This window comes from Inquilinus sp. NPDC058860, from assembly GCF_042743185.1.
In the GTDB taxonomy this organism is placed as follows: domain Bacteria; phylum Pseudomonadota; class Alphaproteobacteria; order DSM-16000; family Inquilinaceae; genus Inquilinus.
On the sequence record NZ_JBHYMS010000038.1, the window covers coordinates 20,811 to 39,185 of the forward strand.

An 18,375-nucleotide genomic window follows, 5' to 3' on the forward strand; every position below is an offset into this window, starting at 1 on the left:
CATGCCCGCCAAGATCCCCGCGACCGTCGTCACCGGCTTCCTCGGCGCCGGCAAGACCACGCTGATCCGCCACCTGCTGCAGACCGCGAACGGCCGCCGGCTGGCGCTGATCATCAACGAGTTCGGCGATGTCGGCGTGGACGGCGACCTGCTGCGCAGCTGCGGCGACGCGACCTGCCGCGAGGAGGATGTGGTCGAGCTGGCCAATGGCTGCATCTGCTGCACCGTGGCCGACGACTTCATCCCGACCATCGAGAAGCTGCTGAACCGCGCCGACCCGCCGGAGCATATCGTGATCGAGACCAGCGGCCTGGCCCTGCCCAAGCCCCTGGTCAAGGCCTTCGGCTGGCCGGAGATCCGCACCCGGGTGACGGTCGACGGCGTCATCACCGTGATCGACGGCGCCGCCATGTCCGAAGGCCGCTTCGCTCCGGACGAGGCGGCCCTGGCGGCCCAGCGCGCAGCTGACGAGGCGCTGGACCATGACAGCCCGCTGGAGGAGCTGTTCGAGGACCAGCTCGCCTGCGCCGACATGGTGATCCTGAACAAGACCGATCTGCTGGACGAGGCCGGACTGGCGACGGTGTCGTCCGACCTCGCGTCCCAGCTGCGGCCGGGTGTGAAGGTGGTCAAGGCCCGGCACGGCGCCATCGACGCCGCGGTGCTGCTGGGCCTCGGCGCCGCGGCCGAGGACGACCTGGCGGCGCGCCCCTCGCATCACGATGCGGAGGAGGAGCACGACCACGACGATTTCGAGAGCTTCCATGTCGACCTCGGCGTGGTGTCCGACCCGGACGCCCTGGCGCGCAAGCTGAAGCCGGTGATCGAGGCGCACGACATCCTGCGGCTGAAGGGCTTCGCCGAGGTCGCGGGCAAGCCGATGCGCCTGGTGGTGCAGGCAGTGGGCGGCCGTATCCAGCACTATTACGACCGCGCCTGGCGGACCGAGGAGCCGCGCGGCACCACCCTGGTGGTGATCGGCGAGCGCGGCTTGGACCGCGCCGCCATCACCGCCGCGCTGGCGGCTTGATGCATCTCCTCGCCGCCAGGCCGGGCAGCATCGCCGACGGGTCGGAGGCGGTCGATCTGGGCCAGAGCCCGGGCGATATCGTCGTCCTGACCGCGGCGGACACCGAACTCGCCTGCCTGTCGGCGGCGCGGGCCGGTCTCGGCGAGGATTTTCCCCGGCTGCGCCTGGCCAACCTGCTGCAGCTCGGCCACAACCTGTCGGTCGACACCTATGTCGACGACGTGGTGGGCCGGGCGAAGCTGGTGGTCGTGCGCCTGCTGGGCGGGGCAGGGTACTGGCGCTACGGCATCGAGCAGGTGCACGCCGCCTGCCGGCGCGAGGGCATCGCGCTGGCCGTGCTGCCGGGCGACGACAAGCCCGACGCCGATCTCGACAGCCTCTCGACCCTGCCGGCGGAGGCGAGGGGACGGCTGTGGCGCTATCTGGTCGAGGGCGGCATCGAGAACGCCCGCAGCTTCCTGGCCTATGCCGCCACCCTGGCCGGCCACGATTTGCCCTGGGCCGAGCCCCGGCCGCTGCTGCGGGCGGGGCTGTACTGGCCGGACCTGCGCCATCCGTCGTTTGCGGAGATCGCCGGGCGGTGGCAGGACGGTGCCCCCGTCATCGGCCTGGTATTCTATCGCGCCCTGGTGCAGGCCGGGAACCTGGCGCCGGTCGACGCGCTGGCGGCGGCGCTGCGGCGGCGCGGGCTGAACCCGCTGCCGGTCTTCGTCTCCAGCCTCAAGGATGCGGTCTCGGCCGAGCTGATAACCGATGCCTTCGCCCGTCACCCGCCTTCGGTGATCCTGAACGCCACCAGCTTCGCCGTGTCCAGCCCCGGCGGGCCAGCCCAGCCGACGCCGTTCGACGCGGCGGACTGCCCGGTGCTGCAGGTGGTGTTCGCCGGCGGCGGCGAGGCGGCCTGGCGCGACGGCACGCGCGGCCTGTCGGCCCAGGATCTGGCGATGAACGTCGCCCTGACCGAGATCGACGGCCGGGTGCTGACCCGCGCCGTGTCTTTCAAGTCGGAAGCACGCTGGGACAAGGTGACCGAATGCACCGTGGTGTCCTACCGCCCGGTACCGGACCGGATCGGCTTCACCGCCGACCTCGCCGCCGCCTGGGCCGAGCTGCGCCGCACGCCGCCGGCCGGGCGCAAGGTCGCGCTGGTGCTGGCCAACTATCCGAACCGCGACGGAAGGCTCGGCAACGGCGTCGGCCTCGACACCCCGGCCGGAACCGTCGAGGTGCTGTGCGCCCTGGCCGCCGCCGGCTATGCCATCGAGGATCTGCCCGAGGATGCGGCGGCGCTGATGGCCCGGGTGACTGCCGGGCCGACCAATGCGCTGGAGTCCCGTGCCGACCGGGCCGGTGGCGAGGCCTATCCGCTGGCCGATTACCGCGCCTATTTCGACAGCCTACCCGAGGCCGTTCGCACCGTGGTGACGACCCGCTGGGGCGCGCCGGAAGCCGATCCCTTCGTCGAGGGCGGCGCCTTCCGCCTGGCCGTGCACCGCTTCGGCCATGTCGTCATTGGCGTGCAGCCGGCGCGCGGCTACAACATCGACCCGCAAGCCACCTATCACGATCCCGACCTGGTGCCGCCGCACGGCTACTTGGCCTTCTACGCCTGGCTGCGGCGGGGCTTCGGCGCCCAGGCGATCGTCCATATGGGCAAGCACGGCAACCTGGAATGGCTGCCGGGCAAGGCGCTGGCGCTGTCGCAGGATTGCTTCCCGGAGGCCGCCTTCGGCCCCGTGCCGCATCTCTACCCCTTCATCGTCAACGACCCGGGCGAGGGCACCCAGGCCAAGCGCCGCGCCGCCGCCGTGATCATCGACCACCTGACGCCGCCGCTGACCCGGGCCGAGAGCTACGGCCCGCTGAAGGACCTCGAGGCGCTGGTCGACGAGTATTACGAGGCCGCCGGCATGGACCCGCGCCGGCTCAAGCATCTGCGCGACCGCATCCTCGATCTCGCCCGGTCGACCGGGCTGGACCGCGATTGCGGCGTGGCGGCGGATGCCGATTCCGACTCCGCCCTGGCGCAGATCGACAACCATCTCTGCGAGCTGAAGGAGATGCAGATCCGGGACGGGCTGCACATCTTCGGCCGCTCGCCGCAGGGCGACCAGCGCACCGACCTGCTGGTGGCGCTGACCCGGGTGCCGCGCGGGGCGGGGCAGGCCGGCGACGCCTCGCTGATCCGGGCGCTGGCGAATGACCTCGGCCTCGGCTTCGACCCGCTCGACTGCCGTTTCGGCGACGCCTGGGCCGGGCCGCGGCCGGCGGTGCTGGGGCCGGAGACGGGCTGGCGGACCCATGGCGACACGGTCGAGCGGCTGGAGGAGATTGCGCGCGATCTTGTCGCCGGCAACCGGCCTCTGGAGCCCGGCTGGACCGCCACCGCCGCCGTCCTCGCCGAGATCGAAACTTCGGTCGCCCCCTCCGTCGACCGCTCCGGCGCTGCCGAGATCGACGGTCTGCTGCGCGGCCTCGATGGGCGTTTTGTTCAGCCCGGCTCCTCCGGCGCGCCGACCCGTGGCCGGCTCGACGTGCTGCCGACCGGCCGCAACTTCTACTCGGTCGACAGCCGCACGGTGCCGACCCCGGCGGCCTGGCATCTCGGCTGGAAATCCGCGTCGCTGCTGGTCGAGCGGCACCGGCAGGAGCATGGCGGCTGGCCGCGCACCATGGCGCTCAGCGCCTGGGGCACCAGCAACATGCGCACCGGCGGCGACGACATCGCCCAGGCGCTGGCGCTGCTGGGCGTGCAGCCGCGCTGGGATCCCGCGTCGCGCCGCGTCACCGGCTTCGAGATCATGCCGGAAGGGGTGCTGGGCCGGCCGCGGGTCGACGTGACCCTGCGCGTCTCCGGCTTCTTCCGCGACGCCTTCCCCAGCCAGATCGACCTGTTCGACAGCGCCGTCCGTGCCGTCGCGGCGCTGGACGAGCCGGAGGAGGCGAACCCGCTGGCCGCCCGCGTCCGGGCCGAGACGGCGGCGCTGGTCGAGGGCGGGATGCCCGAGGTCGAGGCCCGCCGCCGCGCCGGTTTCCGGGTCTTCGGCTCCAAGCCGGGCGCCTACGGGGCGGGTCTGCAGGCGCTGATCGACGAGAAGCTGTGGCGCGACGAGGCCGATCTCGGCCGCGCCTATCTGGAATGGGGCGGCTGGGCCTATGGCGACGGCGCCGAGGGCGCCGCGGCGCACGACCTGTTCGCCCGCCGGCTTCAAAAGGTCGAAGCCGTTGTCCACAACCAGGACAACCGCGAGCACGACCTGCTCGATTCCGACGACTACTACCAGTTCGAGGGCGGGCTGGCGGCGGCGATCCACCACCTCTCCGGCGCCCGGCCGGCGGTCTGGCACAACGACCATTCGCGGCCCGAGCGGCCGGTGATCCGGACGTTGCGCGAGGAGATCGCCCGCGTGGTCCGGGCCCGGGTGGTCAACCCGAAATGGATCCGCGGCGTGATGCGCCACGGCTACAAGGGCGCCTTCGAGATGGCGGCCACGGTCGACTATCTCTTCGCCTTCGCCGCCACCACCGACGCCGTGGCCGACCACCAGTTCGACCTGGTCTACGATGCGATGCTCGGCGACCCCGAGGTGCGGGCCTTCCTGGAGCAGGCCAACCCCGCGGCGGCGCGCGAGATCGCGGAGCGGCTGCAGGAGGCGCTGGATCGTGGCCTGTGGCAGCCGCGCGCCAATGCCGTCTACCATGAGCTCGATGCGCTGACGAAGGAGCCCGGCCGATGAACACCGACGGCATGACCGAGGACGAGATCAACGCCCGCCACGCCGAGAAGATGGCGAAGAAGAAGGCGGTGCGCGACCGGATGCTGGCCGGCAAGACCATCGAGAAGGGCCTGCTGATCGTCCACACCGGCAAGGGCAAGGGCAAGTCGACCGCCGCCTTCGGCATGGTGCTGCGGTCCATCGGCCACGGCTTCCGCACCGGCGTGGTGCAGTTCGTCAAGGGCAGTTGGGACACCGGCGAGCGCCATGTGCTGGAGCGGTTCCCGGACCTCGTGACCATCGCCGCGATGGGTGAGGGCTTCACCTGGGAGACGCAGGACCGCGAGCGCGACATCGCCGCCGCCCGCGCCGCCTGGGAGGCCGCCAAGGCGATGATCCGCGATCCGTCCTACCGCCTGGTGCTGCTGGACGAGCTGAACATCGTGCTGCGCTACGACTACCTGCCGGTCGACGAGGTGGTGGCCTTCCTGCGCGACGAGAAGCCGGCCGACACCCATGTCATCGTCACCGGCCGCAACGCCAAGGACGAGCTGATCGAGATCGCCGATCTGGTCACCGAGATGACCATGATCAAGCACCCGTTCCGCGACGGCGTGAAGGCGCAGGCCGGGATCGAGTTCTGATGTCCTCCGCATGCGTAGGTTGGGTTCGCGGAACGCGAACCCAACATGGGGACGCCGGTGCAGGCGGTTGGATGTTGGGTTCGCCGCGGCGAACCCAACCTACGCGGCCGTGACGTCTCGCGTCCCCGCCCTGATGATTCAGGGCACCGGCTCCGACGTCGGCAAGTCGCTGATCGTCGCCGGGCTGTGCCGGGCCTTCGCCCGGCGCGGCCTGCGGGTGCGGCCGTTCAAGCCGCAGAACATGTCGAACAACGCCGCGGTGACGGCCGATGGCGGCGAGATCGGCCGGGCCCAGGCGCTGCAGGCGCGGGCCTGCGGCGTCGACCCGACCGTGCACATGAACCCGGTGCTGCTGAAGCCGGAGACGGAGACCGGCGCCCAGGTCATCGTCCAGGGCCGCCGCGTCGCCACGCTGAAGGCCCGCGACTATGCCGCCCGCAAGCCGCAGCTGCTGGCGGCGGTGCTGGACAGCTATGGCCGCCTGTCGGCCGAGGCCGACCTGGTGCTGGTCGAAGGCGCCGGCAGCCCGGCCGAGGTCAACCTCCGCGCCGGCGACATCGCGAACATGGGCTTCGCCGAGGCCGCGGGCCTGCCGGTGGTGCTGGTCGCCGACATCCATCGCGGCGGCGTCATCGCCAGCCTGGTCGGCACCCATGCGGTGATCGGGCCGGCGGAGGCCGCCCGTATCCGCGGCTTCATCGTCAACCGCTTCCGCGGCGACGCCGCGCTGTTCGCCGACGGCGTGCGGATCGTCGAGCACCGCACCGGCTGGCGCGGCCTCGGCATCGTGCCGCACTGGCCGCAGGCGTCGCTTCTGCCGGCCGAGGACGCCAACGCCCTGGCCGAGATCGAGACGCCGCACGGCCGGGCGATCACCGTCGCCGTGCCGGTGCTGTCGCGCATCGCCAATTTCGACGACCTCGATCCGCTGCGGCTGGAGCCGGACGTGGCGGTGCGCATGGTGCCGCCCGGCGAGGCGCTGCCCGGCGATGCCGACCTGGTGCTGCTGCCGGGGTCGAAATCGACCATCGGCGACCTCGCCTTCCTGCGCGCCCAGGGCTGGGACATCGACTTGATGGCCCATGTCCGGCGCGGCGGAAGGGTGCTGGGCCTCTGTGCGGGCTTCCAGATGCTGGGCCGAAGGCTGCACGACCCGGACGGCATCGACGGCCCGCCCGGCTCCGCCGACGGGCTGGGTCTGCTCGATCTCGAGACGGTGATGACGCCGGAGAAGAGCCTGGTCGCCGTCGCCGGCACCCACCGGCCGACCGGCACGGCAATCCGCGGCTACGAGATGCATGTCGGCCGCACTGAAGGCCCGGCCCTGGTCCGCCCGCTGCTCGACCTCGACGGCCGACCGGACGGCGCCGTCTCCCCCGACGGCCGCATCGCCGGCTGCTACGTCCACGGCCTGTTCGCCGCCGACGGCTTCCGCGCCGCCTTCCTGGCCGGGCTCGGGCCGCGCCCACAGGCCGGCCTGGCCTATGACGCCACGGTCGACGCCACGCTGGACGGGCTGGCCGACCACCTGGAACGGCATCTGGACATGGCGGCGCTGGCCCGGATTGCAGGGCTTCCCGCGTAGATTGGGTTCGCCTTGCGAACCCAACATCTCGACGCCGATCCTGCGGTTGGATGTTGGGTTCGCGTCGCGAACCCAACCTACAGAATCAGTGCTATTGCGACCGTCACCAACACCATGATCACCCCGGCGCCGCTGGTGACCGCCAAAGCCCGGCGGATGTCGCGCGGCGTCGCCTCCGCCCGGCCGCCATCCCCCATCCAGGCGTCGGGCACCACCGTGCCGTGGTATTGGCGCGGCCCGGCCAAAGCGAGGCCGAGGCCGCCGGCCATTGCCGCCTCCGGCCAGCCGGCATTGGGCGAGCGGTGCTTCGGCGCGTCCCTCCACATCGCCCGCCACGCTGCGCCGACGTGGCCGCCGCCGAAGGGCGCGGCCAGGGCCAGCAGGGCGCCGCACAGCCGCGCCGGGACCAGGTTCAGCACGTCGTCCAGCCGCGCCGCGGCCCAGCCGAAGGCCTCGTGCCGGGCGGTGCGGTGGCCGATCATGCTGTCGGCGGTGTTCACGACCTTGTAGACCAGGATCCCCGGCAGGCCGAGCAGCGCGAACCAGAAAGCCGGCGCGAACACGCCGTCAGAGGTGTTCTCGGCGTCGCTCTCGATCGCGGCGCGGCACACGCCGGCCAGGTCCAGGCTCTGCGGGTCGCGGCCGACGATCATCGACACGGCGCGGCGCCCGCCCTCCAGCCCCTCCAGCTCACAGGCCGCGGCCACGGCGGCGACATGGTCGTGCAGGCTGCGCTGGGCCAGGAAGATTGCGGCGACGACGATCTCCAGCACCCAGCCGAAGGGCAGTGCGCGCAGCAGGGCGGACAGGCCCCAGCCGATGCCGCCGGCCAGCAGCACCAGCAGCAGCGTCGCGGTGATGCCGGCGGCCCGGCGCCGGGCCGGGGCGTCGCCGTCCTGGTTCAGGCGCCGGTCCAGCCAGCCGATCCCCCAGCCGATCAGGGCGACGGGGTGCGGCAGCCGCCGCCACAGCCAGGGCGGGTCGCCGACCAGCGCGTCGAGCAGCAGGGCCGCGGCCAGGATCCAGAGATGGTGGGAGACGTCCAGCATGCTCACGCAAACGATAGAGACCGGTCCCCTTTTTTTGTCATCGCCGGGCTTGACCCGGCGATCCAGGGGCCGCCGCGAACTGCTCTGGCCGCCCTGGATGCCCGGGTCAAGCCCGGGCATGACAAAAAAAGAAGGCTCAACCCTTGTTCGTGAGCATCAAGAAGACCAGAACCGCAACCAGCACCGCCAGCACGGCGAGGCCGATCTTGACCCAGCTCCACGGCCGCTGGCCCTGCACCTCGCCGGTGCGGCCGTTGATCACGAAGCTGTAGGTCCGGCCGCCGTAGCGGAAGCTGTTCAGCCAGACCGGCAGCAGCACATGCTTGAAGGTCACCCCGGCGTAATCGGTCTGCAGCGAGCTGATCATCTGCTGGTCGCCGCCGATGTCGCTGCGGACATCGCCACGGATCACCGACTCCATCTTCGTCTTCGCCGTCTCGAAGCCGTCGGCCAGGCCGACCTGATAGTGCTGGGCCCCGAAGCCGCTCAGATAGCGCCCATCATAGGGAACCAGGGCCCCCAGGTCCCACGGCTCCAGCCGGTCCAGATAGCCTTCCGGCAGCGATCGGCTGGCCACCACCGTGACGTCGTCGAAGTCGCGCGCGACCCGGCCGCTGCACGGCGTCCAGCGCGTCTCCGTCACCGTGCGTGTCTGGTTGCCGTCGCGGACCGTCCGCACCACGGTGATGCCGCGCTGGCCGCTATAGTCGCTCTGCGTCGCGGCGTCGTAGGTCCAGTACGGCACATACATGCCGATGAAGCCGTTGTCGGCCTTGGCCAGGCGCTTCACGTCGCCGGGCGCGAACCACAGGCCGGACAGCCAGGATTCGTATTTCGCCCGCGCCGCCTTGGCGTCGAAGCCGAAGGGCAGCACCGCGCCGGGCGTCAGATGGGTCACGTCGCGCGGCTCGAGCACGATCGGCGTGCCGCAGAACGGGCAGCGCGACGCCTGGATCGCGGGGTCCAGCTGGAATTCGGCGGCGCAGCGCTTGCACGAGACGACCGAGACGGTCTCGGTCGGCGCCTGCTGCTCCGCATCCGCCAAGCCGACCGCGTAGTCGATCTCGGCGACGGTCGTCCAGGGCGAGGCCTCGATCGGGTTCTCGTGTCCGCAATAGGGGCATTTCAGCGCCCGGGTGCCGGGCGCGTATTCCAGCTGCGCGCCGCAGGACGCGCAGGCGAAAGCCAGGTCCGACATGACCCGGGATCAGGCGGGCGGCAGCGGCGGCGGCTGGTCGGCGAACAGCGTGGCCAGGGCGGCGATCTCGCCGGCCTTGGCCCAGCTCGCCATGCCCTGGGTCCAGACCAGGCTGTCGCGGGTCAGGCGGCCGTCGCGCACCAGCCCCTGCAGCTCGGCTGCCGGGAACGGGCCGGCCTGCTTGCCGTCGACGGCAACGTGATAGGCGCCGGGCAACGGCGGCGGCGCCGACCCGGCGGCCGGGGCCGAGGCCTGCTGCACCGCGCCGCCCATGGCCGAGGCGAGGCCCCCGGCGGTCGCCATGCCGATGCCGATGCCGGCGGCCCCGCCCGGGTTCTCGGCCGCGGCCTTGATCGCCTCGGCGGTCTGGAACTGGGTGTAGCGGCCGAGATCGCCGACCACGCCCATGCTGCTGCGCCGGTCCAGCGCCTTCTCCACCTCCTCGGGCAGCGAGACGTTCTCGACCAGCAGCGCCGCCACCTCCAGGCCGTAGGCGTCGAACTCCGGCTGGATCGCGTCGCGGATGACCTGGCCGACCTTGTCGTAGTTGGACGACAGGTCGAGCACGGGGATGCCCGACTTCGCCACCGCCCCGGCGAAGCTGGTGACGATCAGGTTGCGCAGCTGCTCGGTGATCTCGTCGGTGGTGAAGCGGCCGTCGGTGCCGGCGATCTCGCGGATGAAGGCGGCCGGGTCCTTGACCCGGATGGCATAGGTGCCGAAGGCGCGCAGCCGCACCGGCCCGAATTCCGGGTCGCGCAGCATCACCGGGTTCATCGTGCCCCATTTCAGGTCGGTGAACCGCTTGGTGTTGAGGAAGTAGACCTCGGCCTTGAACGGGCTCGCGAAGCCGTATTTCCAGCCCTGCAGCGTCGACAGGATCGGCAGGTTCCTGGTCTCCAGCGTGACCATGCCGGGCTGGAAGACGTCGGCCACCTTGCCTTCGTTGACGAAGACGGCGACCTGGCTCTCGCGCACGGTCAGCTGGGCGCCGTACTTGATCTCGTTGTTGTGCCGCTCGAACCGGTAGACGATGGTGTCCTGGGTATCATCGGTCCATTCGATGATGTCGATGAATTCGCCGGCAATCTTGTCCCACAGGGCCATGGTCCCCTCCATCCGCGGGCCTCATGGGCCGGATCGCGCGGCGACGATAGTATCAGCTTGGGACGAAAAAGAGGCGGGCCGGGATGGAACGACCCGGTCCGCCTCGATGCTAGCTGCGCGAGTTCGGCTGCGGCGCCCGGGCCGCCGGCGGCGCCAGCTTCACGCCCGGCATGGTGCGGGGCAGGGCGCGCGGGTCGAGCCGCAGGTCGTAGCGCTCGGCCAGGAGCGCGGTGCCCATGATCAGGAGGCCGGTGCCGGACACGACCAGGAACGGCAGGTACCAGGCCAGGTCGGTCGCCACCATGCCGAGCAGAACCGCGCCGGCCGCCGTCTCCGGGATGCCGCTGCCGGCGCCGCTGCGATAGCCGGACCGGCGCGAGCTGCCCTTCTTCGGCGTCCGCACGAAGCCGCTGCGCCGGCCGATGAAGGCCTCGATCACGCCCACCGAGTTCGACAGCGACAGGCCGGCGTTCAGCGCCATGGTGGCCAGTATGTCCATCACCGCCTGGCCCAGCCGCTCCCGCCGCACGGCGCAGCGGCCGGAGACCAGGAAGGCGGCGGTGCCGGAGATGCCGAGCACGGTCGAGACCACGCCCAGCACGGTCAGCGCCACCGGCTGGTCGAAGCCGATGCCGAGGAACATCAGCGTGTTCACCATGGCCAGCGCGCCCAGCGGGTAGAACAGGCACTGCAGCAGCTGCAGGCTGACCGCGACCTTGGTCTTTGGCGGGAAGGCGGAGCGCCAGATCGTCGGCAGCAGCTTGCAGGCGACCTGGGCGAAGCCCTTGGTCCAGCGGAACTGCTGCACCCGCCAGGCGGCGATGGACGAGGGCAGCTCGCCCGGCACGGTGATGTCGGACAGGTAGCGGGCGCGCCAGCCCTTGAGATGGGCGCGCAGGCTGAGGTCCAGGTCCTCGGTCAGCGTGTCGGCCTTCCAGCCGCCGGCGTCGTCGATCGCGGCGCGGCGCCAGATGCCGCAGGTGCCGTTGAAGGGCAGGGGCAGACCGGTCATGCTGCGGGCCGGCTGCTCGATGCCGAAATGCGCGTCCAGCATCAGCGTCTGGGCGCGGGTCAGGCGGTTCTCGTCACCGTTCAGATGCTCCCAGCGGCCCTGCACGAAGGCCAGGCGCTTGTCGTTCTCCAGCACGCCGACGGTGCGGCGCAGGAAGTCCGGCCGCGGAATGAAGTCGGCGTCGAAGATCGCGACATAGGGATGATCGGTGACGCCCAGCCCGGCATGCAGCGCCCCGGCCTTGAAGCCGGTGCGGTCGGTCCGGTGCAGGCGGTGGGCGTCGACGCCGGCGGCGCGCAGCTCCTGCACCGCCGCCTCGGCGATCTCGCGGGTCTCGTCGATGCTGTCGTCCAGCAGCTGGATCGTCAGCTTGTCCTGCGGCCAGTCGAGCGCGGCGGCGGCGCCGAGGATGCGGCGCACCACATGCCGTTCATTGAACACCGGGACCTGGATCAGGACCCTGGGCAGGTCAGCGTCCGGCGTCGCGGCCGTCCCCTGACTCGGCAGACTCTGCCCCTGCGACTGATGTCGCCAGAAGGTGACCGCGAGCCAGAGGAGATTGCAGGACAGGAGGCATAATAGCGTCAGCGCGATGGCCAGTAGACCGTATACGCTGAACTCGAAGATCTCCAAGGGGGTCAAGATGGCCCGGCCTTTTCTTGCGTATATTCAGAACTCAAAACAGCCGACTCATGTCGTTGTTCCGTCAGTGTATCGTATCGGCACCTCGGCGACATCAAGCGCAGCGGAACGTGGCGCCAGCATGGCAGGTATGGGACGGCCGGTGAAAACGGTCGCCGGAAGGCCTTGAATCGTCGGACTTGTACGATAGGCTGGGCGCCGGCCCGCCGAACCGGGGCCATGGAGGAAACCATGACCAAACCCGTCGTCCTCGCCCTGGCCGGCCTGATGCCGGGCCCCTTCGCCGAGCTGGAGGCGAACTGCACCGTGCACCGGCTGTGGGAGGCCGAGGACCGCGAGGCGCTGATCCGGCGGGTGGCGCCGGAGGTCCGCGGCATCGTCACCGGCCCCGGCGTCTCGGCGGAGCTGATGGACCGGTTCCCGGCGCTGGAGATCATCGGCAATTTCGGCGTCGGCTACGACAAGGTCGACACCGCCCATGCCAAGGCGCGCGGCGTCCGCGTCACCAACACCCCCGGCGTGCTCGACGACGAGGTCGCGGATCTCGGCCTCCTGCTGATGCTGGCGACGGCGCGGCGGCTCTGCGTCGGCGACCATTTCGTCCGCGCCGGCAAATGGACCCAGGGCGGCCTGCCGCTGGCCCGCAGCCTGCGCGGCAAGCGCCTCGGCGTGGTCGGCATGGGCCGGATCGGCCAAGCGGTGGCGGAGCGGGCGCAGGTGTTCGGCCTGTCGATCGCCTGGCACGGGCCGCGGGCGAAGCCGGAGATCGACCATCCCTATTATCCGGACCTGGTGGCCCTGGCCCGCGACAGCGACGTGCTGGTGCTGTGCTGCCCCGGCGGCGCCGCCACCCATCACATCGTCAATCGCGCGGTGATCGAGGCGCTGGGCCCCGAGGGCATCCTGGTCAACATCGCCCGCGGCACGGTGGTGGATGAGCCGGAGATGGTGTCGGCCCTGGTCGACGGCCGGCTCGGCGCCGCCGGGCTCGACGTGTTCGAGCACGAGCCGAAGGTGCCGGAGGCGCTCTACGCCCTCGACAACGTGGTGCTGCAGCCGCATGTCGGCAGCGCCACGGTCGAGACCCGCAACGCCATGGCCGACCTCGTGGTCCGCAACCTGCTGGCCCATTTCGCCGGCCAGCCGCTGCTGACCCCGGTGGTGTGAGGGGGGAAGGGGGCGGTCGCGCCGCCCCCGGTCCTGCCTACCGCCCGTTCGCCTTGCGCCAGGCGGCGAAGTCGAGCTTGGTCTGCTCTTCGGTCGCGGGGTAGAGGCCGAGGATCGAGCGGCCCTTCATCACCTCCTCGGTGACGAAATCCTCGAAGGCGGTCATCTCCACCGCCTCGTCGGCGATCTCGTCGGCGATGTTCGCCGGGATGATCACCACGCCCTCGCCGTCGCCGACCACCACATCGCCCGGAAACACCGGCGCGTCGCCGCAGCCGATCGGCACGTTGATGTCCAGCGCCTGGTGGCGGGTCAGGTTGGTCGGGGCCGCCGGGCGGTTGTGATAGGCGGGGATGCCGAGCTTGGCGATCTCCGGCGAATCGCGGAAGCCGCCGTCGGTGACCACGCCGGCGACGCCGCGCTTCATCAGCCGCGCCACCAGGATCGACCCGGCCGAGGCCGCGCGCGGATCCTTGCGGCTGTCGATGACGAAGACGGCGCCGGGCGGGCAGTCCTCGACCGCCTTGCGCTGCGGGTGGGCGCGGTCCTGGAACACGCTGAGCGGGTTCAGGTCCTCGCGCGCCGGGATGTAGCGCAGGGTGAAGGCCTCGCCGACCATCGGCGCGCCCGACGGGTTCAGCGGGTGCACATCCTGGATGAACTGGTTGCGCAGGCCGCGCTTGAACAGGGCCGTGGTCAGGGTGGCGGTGCTGACGGTCTTCAGCTTGTCCCGGGTCTCGGGTTTCAATCCGGTCATTCGATCATCCTCGTTCGGAAGGGTCAGCCGCCGACGGCGCCCTGGGTGCCCACATGGAGCGCGTATACGGATTGGCTGGAGGCCATGAACAGGCGGTTGCGCATCTCGCCGCCGAAGCACAGGTTGGCGCAGCGCTCGGGCAAGGCGATCCGGCCGATCGGCTTGCCGTCGGGATTGAAGATCATCACCCCGTCCAGCTCGTCGCTGCCCATGCCCCAGCCGCACCACAGGTTGCCGTCGACATCGACGCGCATGCCATCGGCGGTGCCCTTGCCGCAATCGACCGCGACCCGGCGGTTGGCGATGCCGCGGCCGCCGTCGACCACGTCATAGGCATGGATCAGCCGGTTCGGCGTCGCCCGGGATTCGATCACGTAAAGGATCTTTTCGTCAGGCGAGAAGGCGAGGCCGTTGGGCCCGTTCAGGTCCCCGGCCATGACCGCGAGCGAGCCGGTCTCCGGATCCAGCCGGTACAGGTTGCTCGGCAGCTCCGGCTCGGCCTTGCGGCCTTCGTAGTTGCCGCCGATGCCGAAGGGCGGGTCGCTGAACCAGATCGAGCCGTCGGACTTGACCACGATGTCGTTGGGCGAGTTCAGCCGCTTGCCCTCGAAGCGGTCGGCCAGGACAGTGATCGTGCCGTCATATTCGGTGCGGGTGACGCGGCGGCCGATATTCTCGCAGGTGACCAGCCGGCCCTGGCGGTCCCGGGTGTTGCCGTTGGCGAAGCCGGAGGGCTTGCGGAAGGTGCTGACCGCCCCGGTCTCCTCGTCCCATTTCAGGATCCGGTTGTTCGGGATGTCGCTCCACAGAAGATAGCGGCCGTCGCCGAACCAGACCGGCCCCTCGCACCAGCGGCAGCCGGTGGCGATGCGCTCTACCGCCGCGTTGAACAGCCTGTAGGGCGCGAAGCTGGGATCCAGGACCTGCACCGCCGGGTCGGGGTAGCGCGTCGACGGTGCCCAATCCGCGCGGGCCCCGGTCGTGAACGATGCGGCGGCAATGGCGGCTCCGGCCATGATCACCTCCCGTCTGCTGCGATTCATGCGTCGGTCTCTCGGGTCGTCAGAAGATGTCCGGCTCGCCCACCGGGGCGCCGAAGCCGGTCTCGAGGAAGTCGAAGTCGCAGCCCTCATGCGCCTGGCGGATATGGCGGTTGAACATCCAGCCATAGCCGCGCTCGAAGCGGGGCTGCGGCGGCTGCAGTTCGGCCCGGCGGCGCGCCAGCTCCGCCTCCGGCACCTCCATGTCGATGCGGCGGGCGGCGACGTCGAGGGTGACGATGTCGCCGGTGCGCAGCAGCGCCAGCGGTCCGCCGACATAGGATTCGGGCGAGACGTGCAGGATGCAGGCGCCGTAGCTGGTGCCGCTCATCCGCGCGTCGGAGATGCGGACCATGTCGCGGATGCCCTGCTTCACCAGCTTCTTCGGGATCGGCAGCATGCCCCATTCCGGCATGCCCGGTCCCCCTTGAGGCCCCACATTCCGCAGCACCAGCACATGGTCCGGCGTGACGTCCAGGTCGTCGCGGTCGATCACCGCCTTCATCGACGGATAGTCGTCGAACACCAGGGCCGGGCCGCTGTGCTTCAGGAAGCGCGGCTCGCAGGCGCTGGGCTTGATGACGCAGCCGTCCGGCGCCAGGTTGCCGCGCAGCACCGCCAGCGCACCCTCGGCATAGAGCGGGTTGTCGATCGGCCGGATCACATCCTCGTTGTAGATCTCGGCGCCGGCGATGTTCTCGCCCACGGTGCGGCCGCTGACGGTCAGCGCGTCCAGCTTCAGGTGGTCGCGCAGCCGGGTCATCAGCCCCGGCAGGCCGCCGGCATAAAAGAAATCCTCCATCAGGTACTGATCGCCGCTGGGCCGGACATTGGCGATCACCGGCACCACCCGGCTGGCGGCGTCGAAATCATCCAGGCCGATATCGGCGCCCGCCCGCCGCGCCATGGCGACCAGATGGATGATGGCGTTGGTCGAGCAGCCCATCGCCATCGCCACCACGATCGCGTTCTCGAAGGCGGCGCGGGTCTGGATCCGGGCCGGGACCAGGTCCTCCCACACCATCTCGACGATGCGGCGGCCGCAGGCGGAGGACATCCGGATATGGCCGGCATCCGCGGCCGGGATCGAGGAGGCGCCGGGCAGGGTCATGCCGATCGCCTCGGCGATCGCGGTCATGGTGCTGGCCGTGCCCATGGTCATGCAGTGGCCGTAGCTGCGGGCGATGCCGCCCTCGATGTCCAGCCAGTCCTGGTCGCTGATGTTGCCGGCCCGGCGCTCGTCCCAGAACTTCCAGGCGTCGGAGCCGGAGCCGAGCACCTTGCCCTTCCAGTTGCCGCGCAGCATCGGCCCGGCCGGCAGATAGATCGCCGGCAGGCCGGCGCTGGTCGCGCCCATCAGCAGGCCGGGGGTGGTCTTGTCGCAGCCGCCCAGCAGCACCGCGCCGTCGACCGGATGCGAGCGCAGCAGCTCCTCCACCTCCATCGCCAGCAGGTTGCGGTACAGCATGGTGGTCGGCTTGACATAGCTTTCCGACAGCGACAGCGCCGGCAGCTCGATCGGGAAGCCGCCCGCCTGCAGCACCCCGCGCTTCACATCCTCGACCCGCTGCTTGAAATGGGCGTGGCAGGGGTTGGCGTCGGACCAGGTGTTGATCAGCGCGATCACCGGCCGGCCGACCCAGTCCTCGGGCCCGTAGCCCATCTGCATGGCGCGGGAGCGGTGGCCGAAGGCGCGCAGGTCGTCGGGCGCGAACCAGCGGGCGCTGCGGAGAGTGTCGGGCGTCTTGCGGGGCGTGTCGGTCATGGCTCGCTGCCGTCTGGAGAGGATCGGTGGCTGGGACTCAATTCTGCAGGCCCCATCGTCGCACCGTCCGCCGCTCGATCGAGCGGAAAATCACGTTCTCGACCACCAGGCCGATGACGATGACGGTGAGCAGCCCGGCGAAGACCGAGGGGATGTCGAGCAGGTTGCGGTTCTCGAAGATGAACCAGCCCAGCCCGCCCTGGCCGGAGGAGACGCCGAACACCAGCTCGGCCGCGATCAGGGTGCGCCAGGCGAAGGCCCAGCCGATCTTGAGCCCGGTCAGGATCGACGGAAAGGCGGCCGGCACCAGGATGCGGGCGACATAGCCGAGCCCCCGGAGGCCGTAGTTGCGCCCGACCATGCGCAGGGTCTGCGACACGCCGAGGAAGCCGGCATGGGTGTTCAGCGCGACCGCCCATAGCACCGAATGGATCAGCACGAAGACCAGGCTGCCGGTGCCGAGCCCGAACCAGATCAGCGCCAGCGGCAAGAGCGCGATCGCCGGCAGCGGGTTGAACATCGCCGTCATGGTCTCGAGGAAATCGGTGCCGACCCGGGTGTTGATGGCCAGCACCGTCAGGGTCGCGGCCAGCGCGATGCCGGCGGCATAGCCCATCAGCAGGATCTTGATCGAGGTCCAGGCCCGCAGCGCCAGCGGGCCGCGGGTGAAGCCGTCGACCATGGCCGACAGCGTGTCGCCCAGCGTCGGGAACAGCAGCGGGTTGTCGAGAATCGAGGCATAGACCTGCCAGATCGCGGCCAGCACCAGGATCAGCAGGGTCTTGCGGATGAAGGCGCTGCCCCACAGCAGCTCGACAATCCCGAGCTTGCGCTCGACGGCGCCGATCTGGGGGGCGGCGGTCGATTCGGTGTCCGCCATCAGGATCTGGGCCATCGCGTTCACTCCCTATGGCCCGGCTCGGCGAAGAGCAGGTCGTGGATCTGCCGCTCCAGCCGGCCGGCGCTGCCGTCCTCGGCCGAGACCCGGTCGACGTCGCGCACCTCGGCCTTGACCCGGCCCGGGTGCGGCGACAGCAGCAGGATGCGGTTGCCGATGCGGATCGCCTCGGCGATCGAATGGGTGACGAAGAGGACGGTGAAGCGCGTGTCCTGCCAAAGCTGCAGCAGCTCGTCCTGCATCTGCCGGCGGGTGAGGGCGTCGAGCGCGGCGAAGGGTTCGTCCATCAGCAGGATGTCCGGCTCCATCGCCATGCCGCGGGCGATGGCGACGCGCTGCTTCATGCCGCCCGACAGCGTGTGCGGATAGCTGTCGACCGCCCGGGTCAGATGGACCTTCTCGATATACGCCCGGGCCCGGTCCTCCGCCTCGCGGCGCGGCAGCTTCCGCGCCGTGCGCAGCGGGAACATCACGTTCTCCAGCACCGTCTTCCAGGGCAGCAGCTGGTCGAACTCCTGGAACACCATCATCCGGTCGGCGCCGGGCTCCGCCACCTCGCGGTCCTTGATCCGGATCGCGCCCTCGCTCGGCCGCATATAGCCGCCGACCGCCTTCAGCAGGGTGGACTTACCGCAGCCCGACGGCCCCAGCAGAACGAAGCGGTCCGACCGGTCGACCTGGAAGCTGACCCGCTCGGTCGCGGTGACCTGGACCGACGGCGTCTTGTAGCGCAGCGTGACGCCGCTGACGTCGAGCAACGCCATC

The 18,375-nt window shown here is 70.6% G+C and carries 14 protein-coding genes; 5 read left to right on the plus strand and 9 right to left on the minus strand.

Going from position 1 to position 18,375, the window contains the following annotated elements; all coding sequences use genetic code 11:
- Window position 1 precedes the first annotated feature (1 nt).
- From cobW to ACFW16_RS23325, 4 genes are all read left to right on the plus strand, one after another.
- Complete coding sequence (cobW, locus tag ACFW16_RS23310) at window positions 2–1,030, plus strand: cobalamin biosynthesis protein CobW (RefSeq protein ID WP_380309492.1); 1,029 nt, start codon at window positions 2–4, stop codon at window positions 1,028–1,030.
- A complete protein-coding gene (gene cobN, locus ACFW16_RS23315; protein WP_380309494.1) occupies window positions 1,030–4,767 on the plus strand; it encodes a cobaltochelatase subunit CobN in 3,738 nt (1,245 codons plus the stop codon). Before cobW ends, cobN begins: the two co-directional genes overlap by 1 nt.
- A complete protein-coding gene (gene cobO, locus ACFW16_RS23320; protein WP_380309496.1) occupies window positions 4,764–5,390 on the plus strand; it encodes a cob(I)yrinic acid a,c-diamide adenosyltransferase in 627 nt (208 codons plus the stop codon). The genes cobN and cobO overlap by 4 nt, the downstream gene beginning before the upstream one ends.
- A gap of 133 nt (window positions 5,391–5,523) precedes the next feature.
- Window positions 5,524–6,975 (plus strand): cobyric acid synthase, encoded by a 1,452-nt coding sequence (locus tag ACFW16_RS23325; RefSeq protein ID WP_380309498.1) that lies wholly within the window; start codon window positions 5,524–5,526, stop codon window positions 6,973–6,975.
- 77 nt (window positions 6,976–7,052) lie between these two features.
- Here ACFW16_RS23325 and cbiB read toward each other — a convergent pair whose 3' ends face one another.
- The 4 genes from cbiB to ACFW16_RS23345 form a co-directional block, all read right to left on the minus strand.
- Window positions 7,053–8,024: an adenosylcobinamide-phosphate synthase CbiB gene (gene cbiB, locus ACFW16_RS23330; protein WP_380309500.1), complete on the minus strand. Its 972-nt coding sequence runs from the start codon at window positions 8,022–8,024 to the stop codon at window positions 7,053–7,055.
- Between the two features lie 136 nt (window positions 8,025–8,160).
- Window positions 8,161–9,222 carry a hypothetical protein gene (locus tag ACFW16_RS23335; protein ID WP_380309502.1) on the minus strand — a complete coding sequence of 354 codons (1,062 nt, stop codon included), beginning with the start codon at window positions 9,220–9,222 and terminating at the stop codon, window positions 8,161–8,163.
- A gap of 9 nt (window positions 9,223–9,231) precedes the next feature.
- Window positions 9,232–10,329, minus strand: coding sequence for an SPFH domain-containing protein (locus tag ACFW16_RS23340; protein ID WP_380309504.1), 1,098 nt, complete (start codon window positions 10,327–10,329; stop codon window positions 9,232–9,234).
- 109 nt (window positions 10,330–10,438) lie between these two features.
- On the minus strand, window positions 10,439–11,983 hold the full coding sequence (locus ACFW16_RS23345) for a glycosyltransferase (RefSeq protein WP_380309506.1): 1,545 nt from the start codon (window positions 11,981–11,983) through the stop codon (window positions 10,439–10,441).
- A gap of 231 nt (window positions 11,984–12,214) precedes the next feature.
- Here ACFW16_RS23345 and ACFW16_RS23350 point away from each other — a divergent pair, with 231 nt between their 5' ends.
- Window positions 12,215–13,150: a 2-hydroxyacid dehydrogenase gene (locus ACFW16_RS23350; RefSeq protein WP_380309507.1), complete on the plus strand. Its 936-nt coding sequence runs from the start codon at window positions 12,215–12,217 to the stop codon at window positions 13,148–13,150.
- Window positions 13,151–13,187: 37 nt separating this feature from the next.
- On the opposite strand, the gene ACFW16_RS23355 is transcribed toward ACFW16_RS23350, so the two are convergent.
- From ACFW16_RS23355 to ACFW16_RS23375, 5 genes are read right to left on the minus strand one after another with little or no spacing between them, the layout of a single operon-like run.
- Window positions 13,188–13,907 (minus strand): ribonuclease activity regulator RraA, encoded by a 720-nt coding sequence (locus tag ACFW16_RS23355; RefSeq protein WP_380309509.1) that lies wholly within the window; start codon window positions 13,905–13,907, stop codon window positions 13,188–13,190.
- A 23-nt stretch (window positions 13,908–13,930) separates the two neighbouring features.
- A complete protein-coding gene (locus ACFW16_RS23360; RefSeq protein ID WP_380309589.1) occupies window positions 13,931–14,923 on the minus strand; it encodes an SMP-30/gluconolactonase/LRE family protein in 993 nt (330 codons plus the stop codon).
- Between the two features lie 46 nt (window positions 14,924–14,969).
- Window positions 14,970–16,712 (minus strand): L-arabinonate dehydratase, encoded by a 1,743-nt coding sequence (araD, locus tag ACFW16_RS23365; RefSeq protein ID WP_380309512.1) that lies wholly within the window; start codon window positions 16,710–16,712, stop codon window positions 14,970–14,972.
- Window positions 16,713–16,749: 37 nt separating this feature from the next.
- On the minus strand, window positions 16,750–17,607 hold the full coding sequence (locus tag ACFW16_RS23370) for an ABC transporter permease (RefSeq protein ID WP_380309514.1): 858 nt from the start codon (window positions 17,605–17,607) through the stop codon (window positions 16,750–16,752).
- A gap of 5 nt (window positions 17,608–17,612) precedes the next feature.
- A complete protein-coding gene (locus tag ACFW16_RS23375; RefSeq protein WP_380309516.1) occupies window positions 17,613–18,374 on the minus strand; it encodes an ABC transporter ATP-binding protein in 762 nt (253 codons plus the stop codon).
- Window position 18,375 lies beyond the last annotated feature (1 nt).